Genomic DNA, 17678 nt, shown 5'->3' with positions numbered 1-17678 from the left:
TCCGCTTTCCGGCGTAACACGCTGTAAATTTCTCGACTGAGTCTGTAACCTAGGCGCCTTTCGTTTTCCCTATCCTCGTGAGATGCAACGTCACGACTGAAAAAGGAAGACGTCTTGAAACAGTCTCATCAAACTTCGGACGAGCTTCTGGCGAATCTGCGCGGCTGTCGCGTTTCCGCGCCGATTCACGGGCTTTGGGGCGGCGGCTGCCGGATCGTCGAATGGATCGACCCGGCGGGCCAGATTTCACGGCGTGTCGTCGCGGAAAACGTCACGGCCGACGAGGTCCGGGCGACGATCCGCCATCACGTCGAAGGACGCAAGCACCGGCTGGTCGACGACGAACGGGAACCGAGGCAGACCTTGCCGCGGCGCTGACGGCCCGTTCGATTCTGACTGGCGGCTCAGGCGGTAAGGGCGGTAAGGGCGGTAAGGGCGGTAAGGGCGGTAAGGGCGGTAAGGGCTGTGATCCGGACAATCCATATGCCGCCACGTTCCGCCGCACGCCTCACACGCGCAGCTTCTGTGTCACACGTTCACTCGCCACTCGCCGGACGGTCCGCATCTTTATCGCCCGCCTGTTGCGCGATCAGCGCCTCGCGCGCGGCCGCGTTGAACAACGGGTGCCCGGCCGCTTCCGCCGCCGTCAGCACGGGCGACACGCAGCAATCCAGCGGCACCAGCAGTTCGATCCATTCCGAGAGCGGCCGCGTCGCGATCAGCTCGGCCATGTCCTTGATCAGTTGCGTGGCATCCGGTCCGGCGATTGCCTGGCCGAGGCTCCAGTGGCGCGTCGCCCAGTCGGGGCGATCGAGCGCCATGCACAGCGTTTCCCAGAACTTGAGTTCCAGCGCGCCGACTGCGAGCCATCGTTCGTCGAGCGTGCGATACAGGTTGTAGCAGGGCACGCCGCCGTTCAGCAGGCTGCTGCCCGCGACGGGCGCCGCGCCGTCGTTGGCGAGCGCGACTTGCGCGACGACGTTGTGCGCGTAGGTGCAATGCGCCATCGATACGTCGACGAATTGCCCGTCGCCGCCGCGCGCCACGGCCCACAATGCCGCGAGTATCTGGTTGACGGCCGACGACGCGCCGCCCAGCAGATCGGCGATCTGGAAGTTGGGCAGGATCGGCGTACCGTCGCGCGCGGCGAGCTGGTCGAGCACGCCCGCATAGCCGATGTAGTTCAGATCGTGTCCGGCCAGTTGCGAATACGGCCCTTGCGCGCCATAGCCCGAAATCGCGCAATAGACGAGCTTCGGATTGATCACGCGCAGCACGTCGTAGCCGAGGCCGAGCCGATCCATCACGCCGGGCCGGAAGCTCTCGATCAGCACGTCCGCTTCGCGCGCGAGCGCCATCAGCACAGTGCGCCCGCCTTCGGACTTCAGGTCGAGCCGCGTTTCGCGCTTGCCGCGATTCAACTGACGGTAGAACGTGCCGGGACGCCCGGCGACGCGGTCGGCGCTGCTTTGCATCATCACGCGCGACGCGTCGCCGGCGCCGGGCGCTTCGATCTTCAACACGTCGGCGCCCATTTCCGCGAGCCGGAGCGTCGCGGCGGGACCGGGCAACAGGCGTGTCAGATCGAGCACGCGCAAGCCCTTCAGTGCGGCAGTAGACGACAATGCCCAGCCCTCCGTGGATGCTGGCGCGGCCTCGCTTTCCTCATGTCTTCCTTCGCGACGCGAAGGGGCCGCTAGCCGATTTGTTCGAGTTCCTCGTGCGCTTCGAGCCATTCGGCTTCGAGCGTTTCGAGGCGTGTGTTGACCTCTGCCTGACGTCGTATCGTTTCCGTCAGCCTGGTTTTCTGCTCGGCGCCATAGCTGGCGGGATCGGCGACGAATGCATCGAGCGTCGCCTTTTCCGCGTTGAGCGCGTCCATTTCCTTTTCGATCTTCGCGATGCGCGTCTGCAATGGCTTCTTCAGATGCGCGAGCTTCTGCCGTGTTTCCGCTTCCTGGCGACGCTGCTCCTTGCGATTCACCGACGCGTCCGCGCCATTCGCATTACCGCCGTTCGCGGTCGTCGCGTCCGAAGCAGCTTTTAGCGCGGCGCGCTGCTCGGCGGCGTGCTGCAACAGCCAGTCGCGATAGTCGTCGAGATCGCCGTCGAACGGTTGCAGCTGGTGCTTCGCGACGAGCATGAACTGGTCCGTGGTCGCGCGCAGCAGGTGGCGGTCGTGCGAGACGAGAATCAGCGTGCCTTCGAACTGCGCGAGCGCCATCGTCAGCGCGTGGCGCGTTTCGAGGTCGAGGTGGTTGGTCGGCTCGTCGAGCAGCAGCAGGTTCGGCTTCTGCCAGATGATCAGCGCCAGCGCGAGCCGCGCCTTCTCGCCGCCCGAGAAGGGCGCGATGGCCGCCGTCGCCATATCGCCCGAGAAGTTGAAGCTGCCGAGAAAGTCGCGCAACTCCTGCTCGCGCGTATCGGGCGCGAGCCGCGACAGGTGCTGCAACGGCGTATCGTCGGGACGCAGCGTTTCGAGCTGATGCTGCGCGAAGTAGCCGATCTTCAACCCCTTGCCTTCGCGCACATGGCCGCCGAGCGGCTCGAGCGTGCCCGCGAGCGTCTTGATGAGCGTCGACTTGCCCTGGCCGTTCGCGCCGAGCAGGCCGATGCGCTGCCCGTTCTGGATCGACAGCGCGACTCGCTCGACGATCGGTATCTCGCCGCCGTCCGCCGCGCGATAGCCGCAGCGCACGTTTTCCATCACCATCATCGGGTTCGGCGCGGAGTCGGGCGCGCGGAATTCGAACGTGAACGGCGACGCGATGTGTGCGGGCGCAATCAGTTCCATCTTTTCGAGCGCCTTCATCCGGCTTTGCGCCTGGCGCGCCTTGGTCGCCTTCGCCTTAAAGCGGTCGACGAAGCTTTGCAGGTGCTCGATGGTCTTGCGCTGCTTCTCGTAGGCGCTCTGCTGCAGCGCCAGTTGCTGTGCGCGCTGCACTTCGAACTGAGAGTAGTTGCCGCCGTATCGCTTGATCTGCTGGTTTTCGAGATGCAGCGTAACATTGCAGACCGAATCGAGAAATTCGCGGTCGTGCGAGATCACGATCAGCGTGCCCGGATAGCGATGCAGCCAGTCTTCGAGCCAGACGATCGCATCGAGGTCCAGGTGGTTGGTCGGTTCGTCGAGCAGCAGCAGATCCGAGCGGCACATCAGCGCCTGTGCGAGATTCAGGCGCATGCGCCAGCCGCCCGAGAAACTGCTCACGCTCGCGCGTGTCTGGTCGAGCGTGAAGCCGAGGCCGAGCAGCAGTGTTTCGGCGCGCGCGGGCGCGGTGTAGCCGTCGGCATCGGCGAACGCGGCGTGCGCTTCGGCTTCGGCAGCGCCGTCATGCGCGGCGGACGCCGCCGCGATGCACGCTTCGATCGCGCGCAACGCTGCGTCGCCGTCGAGCGTATAGTCGAGCGCGGTTTTATCGACGGCAGGCGTCTCTTGCGCGACGTGCGCGATCTGCCACGACGGCGGCATCGCGAAATCGCCTCCGTCCGCGTGAAGCTCGCCGAGCAGCACGGAGAACAGGGTCGATTTGCCCGCGCCGTTTGCGCCCACGAGGCCCGCCTTCTCGCCGGGATTGAGCGTGAAGGTGGTCTGTTCGAAAAGCGGCTTCGTGCCGCGCGCGAGACTGAACTGGTTGAAGCGGATCACAACGAGGCCGGCTTGAAGAAAAACGCTATTTTAGACTGCGCGGCGCAAGCTCAGGCATTGGCCGATCGGCCAGGTGGCGCGCGGCGCGAGAGTCCGTAGACTGGCGATATTCTTGGAGAGCAAAAACATGGCAACGGACAAGTCTTCTATCTATACCTTTTCGGCGCGCTCGCTGGATGGCGAGCCGATCAGTCTCGGCGTCTACGACGGCAAGGTCATGCTGATCGTCAATACGGCGAGCGAATGCGGGTTCACGCCGCAATACGCGGGCTTGCAGAAGCTGCACGAGCAGTACGGCGTGCGCGGCCTGCAGGTGCTGGGCTTTCCGTGCAACCAGTTCGGCAAGCAGGAGCCGGGCGACGCCGCGCAGATCGGCGCGTTCTGCGAGAAGAACTATGGCGTCACGTTCCAGATGTTCGAGAAGATCGAAGTCAACGGCGCGGATGCGCATCCGCTTTACAAGCATCTGAAGGACGAAGCGCCCGGCGTGCTAGGGCTCGAAGCGATCAAGTGGAACTTCACGAAGTTTCTGATCGACCGCAACGGGAAGGTCGTGAAGCGCTACGCGCCGACCACGAAGCCCGAAACGATCGCGGACGATATCGAGGCGCTGCTGTAGCGCGGCGACACGGGTGCCGGCGTGGCCTGGGCGGCTGGTGGGCGGCCACACTGCACAGCCACACTGCACAGCCACGTCAAGCGGCCATGCGAGACGCGCCAGGCGTCAAGCGTCAAAGAATCCGCGCGAAAAGCCGCGCGTTAAAGAATTGGCGCAAAGAGCCGCGCGACGTGCATCGCGACGCGTCTCAGCGCAGGCGCATTGCGATATTCGCCGCGGTCGATCTCGAACGATTCGTCGAAGTCGCGCAGCAGCATCGCTTCGACCTCAGCGGCGAATTTGCCATCGACGGTCAGCACCATGATCTCGAAGTTCAGTCGGAACGAGCGGTTGTCGAGATTCGCGCTACCGACGGCGGCGGCGATATCGTCGATCAGCACCACCTTCTGATGCAGAAAGCCCGGCCGGTAGCGGAAGATGCGCACGCCCGCGCGGATCGAGTCGTACGCGTACAGCTTCGACGCCTCGAACACGACCCGGTGATCGCGCCGGCTCGGGATCATGATGCGCACGTCGACGCCCCGCAGCGCCGCCAGCCGCAACGCAGCGAACACGGCCTCGTCGGGAACGAGGTACGGCGTCGTGATCCAGATGCGCTCGCGTGCCGCGTTGATCGCTTCGACGAAGAAGAGCGAACAGGTTTCCTGCTTGTCGGCGGGGCCGGTCGGGATGACGAGACAGTGCATGCCGTCGCCCGATGCGACAGATGGCGTAGCGGGCAGTGAAGAGGGCGGTAAAGCAGGCGGTGAAGTGGGCGGTAAAGCAGGCGATAAAGCAGACGGCGAGACAGCCGGCAAACCGGAAGGCGCGGACGACGAAACGGGCATCAGGTCGAATTCCGGCAATCGCTGCGTGGCCCAGTACCAGTCTTCCGTGAATACGAACTGGATGCTCGCGACGGCAGGGCCGCGCACTTCGATATGCGTGTCGCGCCACGGCGAGAGCGGCGGCTTGCCGCCCAGATACTCGACGCCTACGTTGTGTCCGCCGACGAACGCGCGCTCGCCGTCCACCACCACGATCTTGCGGTGATTGCGAAAGTTGAGCTGAAAGCGGTTGACGAACCTGCGGTTCGTCGCGAACGGATGCATCTGCACGCCGCCCGCCAGCATCGACGCGACGTAGCGATGCGGCAGATCGAAGCTGCCGATGCTGTCGTACAGCACGTACACACGCACGCCTTGCGCGGCCTTCGCGATCAGCAGGTCCTTGAGCATCTCGCCGAGCGCATCGGCGCGCACGATAAAGAACTGCACGATCACATAACGCTGCGCGTTTTCGATCGCTTCGAGAATCGCGGCGAAGGTCGCCTCGCCGTTCACGAGCGTGCGCACGCTGTTGCCGGGTAGAAAGGGCATGCCGCCCAGACGCGTGAGCGAGCGCACGAACTGTTGTCCGAGCGCCTCCGTCGGCCGGCCCGGCGACGACGCCGTGCTATCCCATTCCGGCGGATGCGCGCGCGTGCGCAGCATTTCGTTTTCGATGCGGCGCGCATCCGCATAGCCGGCGAACTTGCTACGCCCGAGAAAGAGATACGGGACCAGCGTCAGATACGGCATCGCGACGAGCGACACCGCCCACGCAATCGCGCCCTGCGACGTGCGGGTGTGCAGAATGGCATGGCACGCGGCGATCACGCCCAGCATATGAGCGAGAAACACGAGCGTGCCGACGTGAAGCAGATCGAATTGCATAAGCGTGCGAACGATAATCGTCGTGCTGCGCGTGGATGACTTTCGTCGTGAGTGCTACCTCATGTTGCCCGAGGTTGCCTGGTGTTGCTCGGGTTGCCCGAGGTCGCATAGGGTTGCGTCAGCGCGGTCGCGCTCATATTACCGAAAGCGGTCGCATCGCGGTCCGCTCGTCGGCGATCGGCGGCGGGCTTTTTTGCATGATCCGATGAAGACACAACGAGCCGAAGCGCACAGCATGGAGCACCCGAAAAGCACACAACGCACGGCGTCGGGCTTGACGGCGTGCGTTGTGCGATGCGACGAGAAGGCGCCTGCGGCAAGGCCCAGGCGCTTGCGAAGGATCAGGCGGGGAGATCGTTCGCCTGGATCAGAAAGACGTTGTCGTCGCCGGCGCTCGTGGACATCCACACCAGGTCGAGGCCTCCGAACGCTGCTTCGACGTGCGCGCGCTCGTTGCCGATCTCGACGACGAGCACGCCTTCGTCGGTCAGCCAGTTGCGCGCATCGGCGATGATGCGGCGCACGATGTCCATGCCGTCGACGCCGCCCGCCAACGCCATTTCCGGCTCGTGCCGGTATTCCGCAGGCAGCGTCTTCATCGCTTCTGCGTTCACGTAGGGCGGATTCGTGATGATCACGTCGTAGCGGCGCTCGGGCAGCGGCGCGTACAGATCGCCTTCGAAGAGCGCGATGCGATCGTCGAGGTGATAGTCGTGGACATTGCGCGCCGCCACTTCGAGCGCGGTGGGCGACAGATCGACGGCATCGACGTCGGCATTCGGGAACGCATGCGCCGCGAGAATCGCGAGGCATCCGGAGCCCGTGCACAGTTCGAGCACGGCGGCGACCTGTTCGGGGTCCTCGACATACGGCTGCAGACCGTCCTGCAGCAGTTCGCCGATGAACGAGCGCGGCACGATCACGCGCTCGTCGACATGAAACCGGTAGCCGTGCATCCACGCTTCCTGCGTGATATAGGCGGCGGGCACGCGATCGGTCGCGCGCCGCTCGATCACCTTCAGCACCGCATCGATTTCCTCGGACGTGAGGCGCGCGTCGAGAAACGGATCGAGCAGATCGATGGGCAGATGCAGCGTGTGCAACACCAGATAGGCGGCTTCGTCGTAAGCGTTCGACGAGCCGTGGCCGAACGACAGCCCGGCCTGGATGAAGCGCGACACCGCGTAGCGCAGCACATCGCGAACCGTGGAAAACGGATGAGTCATGATGGAGGCCCTCCGTCAGGCGATCAGTTGTTCGAGCACGCGGCGATAGATATTCTTGAGCGGCTCGATGTGTGCGACTTCGATATGTTCGTCGATCTTGTGGATGCTCGCATTCAACGGTCCGAATTCGACGACCTGCTTGCAGATGCGCGCGATGAAGCGGCCATCGGACGTGCCGCCCGTGGTCGACAGTTCTGTCGCGATGCCCGTCTCGTCGCGGATCGCCTTTTCGAGCGAATTCGACAGCTCGCCGCGCGGCGTGAGGAAGGGCAGGCCGCTCACGGTCCACGTCAGATCGTAGTCGAGGCCGTGCCTGTCGAGAATGTCGCGCACGCGTTTTTGCAGCCCTTCGACCGTGCTCGCCGTCGAGAAGCGGAAGTTGAACATCACGTCCGCGTGGCCGGGAATCACGTTGGTCGCGCCCGTGCCGCTGTGCAGGTTCGAGACCTGCCAGGTGGTGGGCGGGAAGTACTCGTTGCCGTCGTCCCAGCGTTCGGCGACGAGATCCGCGAGCGCGGGCGCGAGCAGATGGACGGGGTTCTTCGCCAGATGCGGATACGCGATATGCCCCTGAACGCCCTTGACGATCAGCTTGCCCGTCATCGAGCCGCGCCGGCCGTTCTTCACCGTGTCGCCGAACTGGGTGCCCGACGTCGGCTCCCCGACGACGCAATAGTCGAGCCGCTCGCCGCGCGCCTGCAACGCTTCGACCACTTTCACGGTGCCGTCCGTCGCGGGACCTTCTTCGTCGCTCGTGATGAGGAACGCCAGCGAGCCGCGATGCTGCGGATGCGCGGCGACGAACTCTTCGCTCGCCACCACGAAGCCGGCGATCGACGCCTTCATGTCGGCGGCGCCACGGCCATACAGCTTGCCGTCACGATGGCTCGGCTCGAACGGCGCCGACGACCACTGATCGAGCGGGCCCGTCGGCACGACGTCGGTATGGCCGGCGAACGCGAGCAGCTTGCCGTCCGTGCCCATCGTGCCGCGCTTCACGGCCCACAGATTGGTGACGCCGTTCGATTCGATCGTTTCGCATGCGAAGCCGATCGCGGACAGGCGCTCGACCAGGAGACGCTGGCAGTTCTGGTCGTCGGGCGTGACGGACGCGCGCGCGATCAGGGCTTCGGTAAGGGCAAGAGTGCCGGACATCGATTCAGTTCCTTCCAACCAGCTGGCAGATGAGATGCGCGGACCGTATCCACGCTTGAAACTCGGGTGAAAAAATGCCGGCCTGTGGGCCGGCAACAGCATGCAAATCGTTGCGCTCGGTGCGTTTCCGCGTTCAGCACGCTCTTGCGCCGCGACGCAATGCAATGCGTGGCAGCGCGGCGCGAAAAACGCGGACGCTCAGTCGAACAGCGACGCGTACTGATCGGCCGAAAAGCCGAGCGTCTTCACGCGTCCGTCGACCACCACGACAGGCCGCTTGATGACGGAGGGCTTCTCGATCATCAGCGCGATCGCGCCGGCTTCGCTGTCGGCGGAGGCCTTCACGTCGTCGTCGAGGCCGCGCCACGTCGTGCCGCGCCGGTTCAGGAGCGCATCGAGCGACACGTCTTTCAGCCAGCCCTTCACGAGCGGCGCATTCACGCCTGCCTTCTTGAAGTCGTGAAACTCGAACTCGACGCCATGCTCTTCGAGCCACACGCGGGCCTTCTTCACGGTGTCGCAGTTCGGAATGCCATAGACGACGGTCGTCTTCGCCGCGGCGCGCGCCATCAGTCGCCTCGCAGCAGTTCGTTCAGGCCGACCTTCGCGCGCGTCTTCGCGTCCACCTTCTTGACGATCACCGCGCAGTAGAGGCTGTGCGTGCCATCCTTCGACGGCAGGTTGCCCGCGACCACGACCGAGCCCGCCGGAATGCGGCCGTACGACACTTCGCCCGTTTCGCGGTCGTAGATCTTCGTGCTCTGGCCGAGGTACACGCCCATCGAGATCACCGAGTTCTCCTCGACGATCACGCCTTCGACGACTTCCGAGCGCGCGCCGATGAAGCAGTTGTCTTCGATGATGACGGGGTTCGCCTGCAGCGGTTCCAGCACGCCGCCGATGCCCACGCCGCCCGACAGGTGCACGTTCTTGCCGATCTGCGCGCACGAGCCGACGGTGGCCCACGTGTCGACCATCGTGCCTTCGTCGACGTAGGCGCCGATGTTCGTGTACGACGGCATCAGCACGACGTTCTTCGCGATGAACGAGCCGCGGCGCGCGATGGCGGGCGGCACGACGCGAAAGCCACCCGCGGCGAAGTCTTCGGCCGTGTAGTTCGCGAACTTCGACGGCACCTTGTCGTAGAACTGCGAGTAACCGCCCGCCGGCATCGGTGCGTTGTCCTCGAGGCGGAACGACAGCAGCACGGCCTTCTTCAGCCACTGATTGACGACCCAGTCGCCGTCCTTCTTTTCGGCGACGCGCAGCGCGCCCTTGTCCAGTTGCTCGATCGCGTGCGCGACGGCTTCGCGCACTTCGGCGGGCGCGGCCTTCGGCGACAGGTCAGCGCGGTTGTCCCAGGCGGTATCGATGATCTGCTGAAGTTGTTGCGACATGTTCGTGGTGTCAGAAGAGAGAGGTTTGAAATCGGAAAGCGGGTGAAGGCGCTGCGGCGGCGCATCCATGCGGCGCGTGGACTGCCGCAATCGCCGCCGAAACCAGCCCGGAAGCTAGCCTTTGAGGGAACGGCAGAAATCGACGATGCGCTGTGCGCCCTCCGTGCATTCATCGACGCCGGCGACGAGCGCAAGGCGGACGAAATCGCGGCCGGGGTTCGTGTCGTGCGCGGTGCGCGCGAGATACGAGCCGGGCAGAACCGTCACATTATAGTCGGCGTACAGGCGGCGGGCGAACTCGGCATCCGACAGGCCCGTGCGCGAGACGTTCGCCCACAGGTAGAACGCGGCGTCGGGCAGCTTGACGTCGAGCACGTCGGCGAGCATCGGCGTGACGGTCGAAAATTTCTGCACGTACTTCGCGCGGTTCTCGCGCACATGCGTCTCGTCGCTCCACGCGGCGATGCTCGCGGCCTGATAGACCGTCGACAGCGCCGCGCCGTGATACGTGCGGTACAGCAGGAATTGCTTGAGGATCGACGCGTCGCCCGCGACGAAGCCCGAGCGCATGCCCGGCACGCTCGATCGCTTCGACAGGCTCGACAGCATCACGACACGCTCGAAGCCGCGGCCCAACCGGTGCGCCGCTTCCAGTGCGCCGAGGGGCGGGCGCGCTTCGTCGAAGTAGATCTCCGAATAGCATTCATCGGATGCGATCACGAAGCCGTGGCGATCCGACAGATCGAACAGCTCGCGCCAGTCGTCGAGCGTGAGCACGGCGCCCGTCGGGTTGCCCGGCGAGCAGACGTAGAGCAGCTGCGTGCGCGCCCAGACATCTTCGGGAACGGCCGTGTAATCGCACGCGAAATTGCGCTTCGGGTCGCTGTTGGCGAAATACGGCTGCGCGCCAGCGAGCAGCGCCGCGCCTTCATAGATTTGGTAGAACGGGTTCGGACAGAGTACGATCGCAGGCTCGCCCTGCGCGTTCTTCTTCGGGTCTATTACCGTCTGCGCAAGCGCGAACAACGCCTCGCGCGAGCCGGACACGGGCAGCACCTGAGTGGCGGCATCGACGGGCGGCAGGTTGTAGCGCTTCGTGACCCACTTCGCGATCGCTTCGCGCAGCGCCGGCGTGCCGACGGTGGCGGGATATGACGCGAGACCGCCGAGCGAATCGATCACGGCGTCGCGGATCAGGTCCGGCGTCGGGTGTTTCGGCTCGCCGATCCCGAAGCTGATGTGCGCGAGGCCGGCGGGCGGCGTGACATCCTTGAAGAGCGCGCGCAGCTTTTCGAAGGGATAGGGCTGGAGGGAGTCGAGTAGCGGATTCACTTGGCGGTTCGGGCGTGTGTTCGGCGTGTTGCGGGACGGACTGACACAGGTGAAGGCGGCGCGCGGCGGCTGCGATGCTTGCCAGGCACATGATCCGGCAGGCCCGGAAGCGGCTGCGAAGCGCGCCCGATCGGACATGGCAGCGGCAGCAGGGCATCGGGCGGACAGGCATCGGCGCAGCACCGGCGACGAGCGATCGATTATAGCGTGTCGGCGGGCAGCGGAACGGCGCATTATCCGATCGGACAAGGCCTCGCGGCGCGCTACGCACGGCGCGACAAGCGCGATGCAGGCGACGTGCGCGAGGCAGCGAACGCAGCGAAAAACGCAGCGAAAAAAACGCGGAGACGCCACGCGGGCAGTATCCCGACGCGGCGGCAAAGGATTCAAGCGGATTCAACGGGATTCAACGGCAACGGACGGCGGCGATCACGCGCCGCCGTCGCCCGAGACGAACAAAGCAGACAAGGCAGACAGGGCATGCAGCACAAGCCGGACATGATGGACCTCGCGGGGAGCGGCCCGCGATGAACCTCTCGCTTCGCAACACGTGGCCGACGCTCGCGATCATGATGGGCGCGTCGGTGTGGGGCATGGTGTGGTATCCGCTGCGGATGCTCAACGCGCTCGGCGTGACGGGTACGGCGGCGAGCGCGCTGACAAGCGGCGCCGGCTGCCTGTTCGTGCTGCTGGTCCGGCGCAACGCGATCAAGACCGTCCGCTGGCACTGGCTGTTGCCCGCGCTCGCGCTGTTCGCGGGCATCACCAATCTTGGTTTCGTGTGGGGTGCGATCCACGGCCAGGTGATGCGCGTGCTGCTGCTGTTCTATCTGACGCCCGCATGGACCGCGCTCTTTGCGCATTTCATCCTGCACGAGCGGCTGACGTGGGCGGGCGCGGGGCTCGCCGCGCTGTCGCTGGCGGGCGCGATGATGATGCTGTGGTCGCCGCAGCTCGGGCTTCCCGTGCCGGGCAGTCTCGCCGAATGGGCGGGGCTCGCGGCCGGGATGAGCTTCGCGATGAGCAACGTGCTGATCCTGAAGACGAGCCGCGAGCTGCCTGACATGAAGGCCGAAATGCGCACGGCGATCATCTTCGGCGGCGCGGCGATCTTCGGCGGATGCGCGTCGCTCTTCGAAGCGATGCCGACGCCGCCGGCAGGCGCTCATCTGGGCACGGCGGCGCTGCTCGTGCTGGCGATCGGCTTCGTGCTCGCGACCAACAACATGCTCGTGCAATACGGGCTCGCGCGCGTGCCCGCGAACCGCGCGTCGATCATCATGCTGTTCGAGATCGTCGTGACGGCGCTGACGGCCTGGCTCTTCGCCGGCGAAGTGCCCGGTCCGCGCGAGTGGGCGGGCGGCGCGTGCATCGTGCTGGCCTCGGCGCTGTCGAGCTGGGTGCATCGGGCGAAGCCCAATGAAGACGCGAGCGCCGGCAACGACGGAAACGCGGATGACAACGGTAAGAATCGCCCGCGCGCGATGGTATGATTGCCCCTCATTGGCCGGCGGTGCAGCGTAGGGCGCGCCGCGGCGCCGGAATCGCAGCGGGCTCGCGCTCCGTTGTGCCGCTCGCGGGCTTGCACCTGGAGCGGTCCACATACGAACACGCACGAACCGCGGGTTCCGTTTCCATCATTACTTTCAAACAGCGATATCGCCGTGCGTCTGACCTCGATTAAACTCGCTGGCTTCAAGTCATTCGTCGATCCCACGCATTTCCAGGTTCCGGGCCAGCTTGTCGGCGTGGTCGGTCCCAACGGTTGCGGCAAGTCCAACATCATCGACGCCGTGCGCTGGGTGCTCGGCGAATCGCGCGCCTCCGAGCTGCGCGGCGAGTCGATGCAGGACGTGATCTTCAACGGCTCGACGGCGCGCAAGCCGGGCAGCCGCGCCAGCGTCGAACTCGTGTTCGACAACGCCGACGGCCGTGCCGCCGGCCAGTGGGGCCAGTATGCCGAGATCGCCGTCAAGCGCGTGCTGACGCGCGACGGCACATCGAGCTACTACATCAACAATCTCCCGGCGCGCCGCCGCGACATCCAGGACATCTTCCTCGGCACGGGTCTCGGGCCGCGCGCATACGCGATCATCGGACAGGGCATGATCGCGCGGATCATCGAGGCCAAGCCCGAAGAATTGCGCGTGTTCCTCGAAGAAGCCGCGGGCGTCTCGAAGTACAAGGAACGCCGCCGCGAAACCGAGAACCGTCTGCACGACACGCGCGAAAATCTGACGCGCGTCGAAGATATCGTCCGCGAATTGACGGCGAATCTGGAAAAGCTCGAAGGGCAAGCGGTCGTTGCGACGAAGTTCAAGGATCTGCAAGCCGAAGGCGAAGAGAAACAGCGCCTGTTGTGGCTGTTGCGCAAGAACGAGGCGGGCACCGAGCAGGACAAGCAGAAGCGCGCGATCGAACAGGCGCAGATCGACCTCGAAGCGCACACGGCGAAGCTGCGCGAGGTCGAGGCGCAACTCGAAACACTGCGCGTCGCGCACTATTCGGCCAGCGACGCGATGCAGGGCGCGCAAGGCGCGCTGTACGAAGCGAATGCCGAAGTGAGCCGCCTCGAAGCCGAGATCAAGTTCATCGTCGAATCGCGCAACCGCGTGCAGGCGCAGATCGCCGCGCTGACGGCGCAGCGCGAGCAGTGGCTCGCGCAGGCGCAAAAGGCCCAGGACGATCTCGAAGACGCCGAAGAGCAGCTCGCGGTGGGCGATGAAAAGGCCGTGATCGCCGAAGAGGCGGCCGCCGCGAAGCACGACGCGCTGCCCGCGCTCGAGGCGCGCTGGCGCGACGCGCAGGCGCAACTGAGCGACGAACGCGCCGGGATCGCGCAGACCGAGCAGGCGCTCAAGCTCGAAGCCGCGCATCAGCGCAACGCCGACCAGCAGTTGCAGCAGCTTCAGCAGCGCCAGGAACGTCTGAAGACGGAAGCGGGCGGCCTCGATGCGCCGGACGAAGCGCAGCTCGAAGAACTGCGCATGCAGCTGGCCGAGCACGAAGAAATTCTGCGCGACGCGCAAGAGCGTCTCGCCGACGCGCAGGACACGCTGCCGCGCCTCGACGCCGAGCGCCGCGCCGCGCAGGAGCGTGTGCAGGCGGAAAGCGCGCAGATCCATCAGCTGGAAGCGCGGCTGGCCGCGTTGCGTCAGCTGCAAGAGAACGTGCAGACGGAAGGCAAGATCCAGCCGTGGCTCGACAAGCACGAACTGGGCGCGCTGCCGCGCTTGTGGAAGAAGCTGCATGTCGAAGCCGGTTGGGAGACCGCGCTCGAATCGTTGCTGCGCGAGCGTCTTGCCGCGCTGGAAGTGTCGAATCTCGACTGGGTGAAGCACTTCGTCAGCGACGCGCCGCCCGCGAAGCTCGCGTTCTACGCGCCGCCCGCCGCCGGTCAACCGGTGGCCGCGCCGCCGTCGCTGCGTCCGCTGCTGTCGCTCGTGCGCATCGACGACGCGGGTATTCGCGCGGTGCTCAACGACTGGCTCGGCAACGCGTTCGTCGCCGACGATCTGCCCCAGGCGCTCTCGATGCGCTCGCAATTGCCCGAAGGCGGCGCATTCGTCGTGAAGGCGGGTCACGTGGTGACGCGCGTCGGCGTGCAACTGTACGCGGCCGATTCGGAACAGGCGGGCATGCTCGCGCGCCAGCAGGAAATCGACAATCTGACGCGCCAGGTGCGCGCGCAGGCGCTGCTCGCCGAGGAAGCCAAGGCCGCGGCGATTCGCGCCGAGGCCGCGCACACGCAGGCATCGAATGCATTGACGGAAGTGCGCCAGCAAGCCGAGCGCGCGACCCAGCGCGTGCATGCGCTGCAGATGGACGTGCTCAAGCTCGCGCAGGCACACGAGCGCTACACGCAGCGCAGCACGCAGATCAGCGAGGAACTCGAGGAAATCACCGCTCAGATCGAAGAGCAGCGCGGGCTGCGCGCCGAATCGGAAGCGAACTTCGAGCGGCACGACGGCGAACTTGCCGAACTGCAGGCGCGCTTCGAAGACAACCAGCTCGCGTTCGAAGCACTCGACGAAGAGCTGGGCAACGCGCGCAACGAATCGCGCGATCTCGACCGCGCCGCCACCGACGCGCGCTTTGCCGCACGCAACATGGCGAACCGCATCGACGAGCTGAAGCGCACCATTCAGGTCGCGCACGAGCAGAGCGAACGCGTCGCTGGCTCGCTCGAAGATGCGCGCGCCGAACTCGAAACGATCAACGAGCAGACGGCGCATACGGGCTTGCAGGATGCGCTCGAAATTCGCCGTGTGAAGGAAGAGGCGCTGCATGCCGCGCGTCTCGAACTCGACGATCTGACGGCCAAGCTGCGCCAGTCCGACGAACTGCGTCTCACCAGCGAACGCGCGTTGCAGCCGCTGCGCGACCGCATCACCGAATTGCAGCTGAAAGAGCAGGCGGCGCGCCTTAACGCCGAGCAGTTCATCGAGCAGCTGACGGCGGCAGGCGTCGACGAAGCCGAATTGCAGGCCAAGCTCACGCCGGACATGAAGCCGTCGTATCTGCAAGGCGAAGTGACGCGCATCAACAACGCGATCGCGGCGCTCGGCCCCGTCAACATGGCCGCGCTCGATGAGTTGAAGGCCGCGACGGAACGCAAGACTTTCCTCGACGCGCAGTCGGCCGACCTGACGCACGCGATCGAAACACTCGAAGACGCGATCCGCAAGATCGACCAGGAAACGCGCACGCTGCTGCAAGGCACGTTCGACGAAGTGAACCGTCATTTCGGCGAGCTGTTCCCGCGCCTGTTCGGCGGCGGCCAGGCGAAGCTGATCATGACGGGCGACGAGATTCTCGACGCAGGCGTGCAGGTGATGGCGCAGCCGCCCGGCAAGAAGAACTCGACGATCCACCTGCTGTCGGGCGGCGAAAAGGCGCTGACGGCGACGGCCCTCGTGTTCGCGATGTTCCAGCTGAATCCCGCACCGTTCTGTCTGCTGGACGAAGTGGACGCGCCGCTCGACGACGCGAACACCGAGCGTTTCGCGAACCTTGTGCGCGCGATGTCGGACAAAACACAGTTCCTGTTCATTTCCCACAACAAGATCGCGATGGAAATGGCGCAGCAACTGATCGGGGTGACGATGCAGGAGCAGGGCGTGTCGCGAATCGTTGCCGTCGACATGGAAACGGCTGCGGGATTTGTCCAGAATATCGTTTAAACGTCCACTCGCGCGCGGTCTTCGGGCCGCACGCGGGTGTTGCTGAACACAGAATCGAATTCGCTGCGCGCCGGCGCCCGCAGCGGCGGCACGCAGTGCGTGCAGGCCGCGCGAGCTAGGCGCGGCGCGCAGCGGCGAAAAGAATTGCAGATGGAGCGTGCATGGACGAGTTGACACTCGGTTTGATCGGCGCGGGCGCCGTGGTGGTCGGGGGCGTGGTGGTCTACAACGCGTGGCAGGGCGCGAAGGTGCGTCGCAGGATGCCGCGGCCGATGCCCACCGACACGGCGGAGCCCACGGCTCGGGACGAACACGTCGAGCAGAGCCCATTCATCGAACCGGCGCGCCCGACGACGCGCCGCGAGCCCACATCGGGCGAGCATGCCGAGGCCGCGCGCGTCGAGCCGACTTTCGGCGCCGCCGCGCCGCTCGACACGCCCGCCGACATCCAGGCCGAGAACACGTCGCCGAACGGTTTCCCTGAAGACGACGAACGCGAGCGGCAGGCCGTCGAGCGCGAGGCCGACGACGAACGCAACGAGCCGATCATGCCCGCTGCGACGACGATTTCGTCGGCGCCCCCGGCGATCGTCGATCGGCGCATCGACTGCATCGTCCCCATCCGGCCGTCCGCTCCCGTCGCGGGCGACAAGGTGCTGCCGCTCGCGCAGCGTCTGCGCCGCGCGGGCAGCAAGCCGGTGCATATCGAAGGCAAGCCGGAAGGCGGCCGCGCCTGGGAACTGCTGCAAAGCGGCGTGCGCTACGAGGAACTGCGCGCAGCCGCGCAACTCGCGAACCGCAGCGGCCCGCTCAACGAACTGGAGTTCTCCGAATTCGTGACAGGCGTCCAGCAGTTCGCCGACGCGCTCGATGCTTCACCCGAGTTTCCGGACATGTTGGAAACGGTATCGATGGCGCGCGAACTCGACGGCTTTGCCGCGCAGTGCGACGCACAGCTGTCGATCAACGTGCTGTCCGACGGTGCGCCGTGGTCTGCGAACTACGTGCAAGCCGTCGCGTCGCAAGACGGGCTGCTGCTGTCGCGCGACGGCACGCGCTTCGTCAAGCTGGACGCGAAGCAGAGCCCCGTGTTCATGCTGCAGTTCGGCGACACCAACTTCTTGCGCGACGACCTCACGTACAAGGGCGGGCAGATGATCACGCTGGTGCTCGACGTACCCGTCGCCGACGAAGACATCCTGCCGTTCCGTCTGATGTGCGATTACGCGAAGTCGCTCGCCGAGCGAATCGGCGGACGCGTGGTCGACGACGGCCGCCGGCCGCTGCCGGAAAGCGCGCTGCTCGCCATCGAGAAGCAGTTGATGACGCTGTATGCGAAGCTCGAACAGGCCGGCATTCCAGCCGGCTCGCCCGCGACGCGGCGGCTGTTCAGCCAGTAGGCACGCGACGCGGCTTTGCGCAT

Annotated in this window: 13 protein-coding genes; 5 read left to right on the top strand and 8 right to left on the bottom strand. The window is 65.5% G+C overall.

The genetic code is table 11. The features are described from left to right. Positions 1–114: 114 nt before the first annotated feature. Entirely contained in the window at positions 115–378 is a 264-nt protein-coding gene (locus VSR68_RS17015; RefSeq protein ID WP_342940964.1) for a DUF2866 domain-containing protein, read from the top strand. A 158-nt stretch (positions 379–536) separates the two neighbouring features. Here the strand turns inward: VSR68_RS17015 and VSR68_RS17010 are convergent, their stop codons facing one another. Together VSR68_RS17010 and VSR68_RS17005 are read right to left on the bottom strand one after the other, a co-directional pair. Further along, positions 537–1607 carry a CaiB/BaiF CoA-transferase family protein gene (locus tag VSR68_RS17010; RefSeq protein ID WP_342941079.1) on the bottom strand — a complete coding sequence of 357 codons (1071 nt, stop codon included), beginning with the start codon at positions 1605–1607 and terminating at the stop codon, positions 537–539. Positions 1608–1696: 89 nt separating this feature from the next. Then, positions 1697–3649 carry an ATP-binding cassette domain-containing protein gene (locus tag VSR68_RS17005; protein WP_342940963.1) on the bottom strand — a complete coding sequence of 651 codons (1953 nt, stop codon included), beginning with the start codon at positions 3647–3649 and terminating at the stop codon, positions 1697–1699. 127 nt (positions 3650–3776) lie between these two features. Here VSR68_RS17005 and VSR68_RS17000 point away from each other — a divergent pair, with 127 nt between their 5' ends. Beyond that, entirely contained in the window at positions 3777–4268 is a 492-nt protein-coding gene (locus VSR68_RS17000) for a glutathione peroxidase (protein ID WP_342940962.1), read from the top strand. A 140-nt stretch (positions 4269–4408) separates the two neighbouring features. Here the strand turns inward: VSR68_RS17000 and VSR68_RS16995 are convergent, their stop codons facing one another. The 6 genes from VSR68_RS16995 to dapC all read right to left on the bottom strand — a co-directional run bounded on the left by VSR68_RS16995 (position 4409) and on the right by dapC (position 11072). Then, positions 4409–5962, bottom strand: coding sequence for a cardiolipin synthase (locus tag VSR68_RS16995; protein ID WP_342940961.1), 1554 nt, complete (start codon positions 5960–5962; stop codon positions 4409–4411). 341 nt (positions 5963–6303) lie between these two features. Further along, positions 6304–7188 carry a 50S ribosomal protein L3 N(5)-glutamine methyltransferase gene (gene prmB / locus VSR68_RS16990; RefSeq protein WP_342940960.1) on the bottom strand — a complete coding sequence of 295 codons (885 nt, stop codon included), beginning with the start codon at positions 7186–7188 and terminating at the stop codon, positions 6304–6306. 15 nt (positions 7189–7203) lie between these two features. Next, positions 7204–8343, bottom strand: coding sequence for a succinyl-diaminopimelate desuccinylase (dapE, locus tag VSR68_RS16985; RefSeq protein WP_342940959.1), 1140 nt, complete (start codon positions 8341–8343; stop codon positions 7204–7206). Positions 8344–8541: 198 nt separating this feature from the next. Next, positions 8542–8913, bottom strand: coding sequence for an ArsC family reductase (locus VSR68_RS16980; RefSeq protein ID WP_342940958.1), 372 nt, complete (start codon positions 8911–8913; stop codon positions 8542–8544). Then, positions 8913–9740, bottom strand: a complete 828-nt coding sequence (gene dapD, locus VSR68_RS16975; RefSeq protein WP_342936658.1) for a 2,3,4,5-tetrahydropyridine-2,6-dicarboxylate N-succinyltransferase — start codon at positions 9738–9740, stop codon at positions 8913–8915. The genes VSR68_RS16980 and dapD overlap by 1 nt, the downstream gene beginning before the upstream one ends. Positions 9741–9854: 114 nt before the next feature. Continuing rightward, a complete protein-coding gene (dapC, locus tag VSR68_RS16970) occupies positions 9855–11072 on the bottom strand; it encodes a succinyldiaminopimelate transaminase (protein WP_342940957.1) in 1218 nt (405 codons plus the stop codon). A 527-nt stretch (positions 11073–11599) separates the two neighbouring features. Here dapC and VSR68_RS16965 point away from each other — a divergent pair. From VSR68_RS16965 to VSR68_RS16955, 3 genes are all read left to right on the top strand, one after another. After that, positions 11600–12565 carry a DMT family transporter gene (locus VSR68_RS16965; RefSeq protein ID WP_342940956.1) on the top strand — a complete coding sequence of 322 codons (966 nt, stop codon included), beginning with the start codon at positions 11600–11602 and terminating at the stop codon, positions 12563–12565. Positions 12566–12736: 171 nt separating this feature from the next. Then, positions 12737–16255, top strand: a complete 3519-nt coding sequence (gene smc, locus VSR68_RS16960; protein WP_342940955.1) for a chromosome segregation protein SMC — start codon at positions 12737–12739, stop codon at positions 16253–16255. A gap of 161 nt (positions 16256–16416) precedes the next feature. Further along, positions 16417–17655 (top strand): cell division protein ZipA C-terminal FtsZ-binding domain-containing protein, encoded by a 1239-nt coding sequence (locus VSR68_RS16955; protein ID WP_342940954.1) that lies wholly within the window; start codon positions 16417–16419, stop codon positions 17653–17655. Positions 17656–17678: the final 23 nt, after the last annotated feature.

The organism is Paraburkholderia phymatum, from assembly GCF_038900715.1.
GTDB lineage: Bacteria > Pseudomonadota > Gammaproteobacteria > Burkholderiales > Burkholderiaceae > Paraburkholderia > Paraburkholderia phymatum_A.
This window is presented reverse-complemented; position numbering and strand designations above follow the sequence as displayed.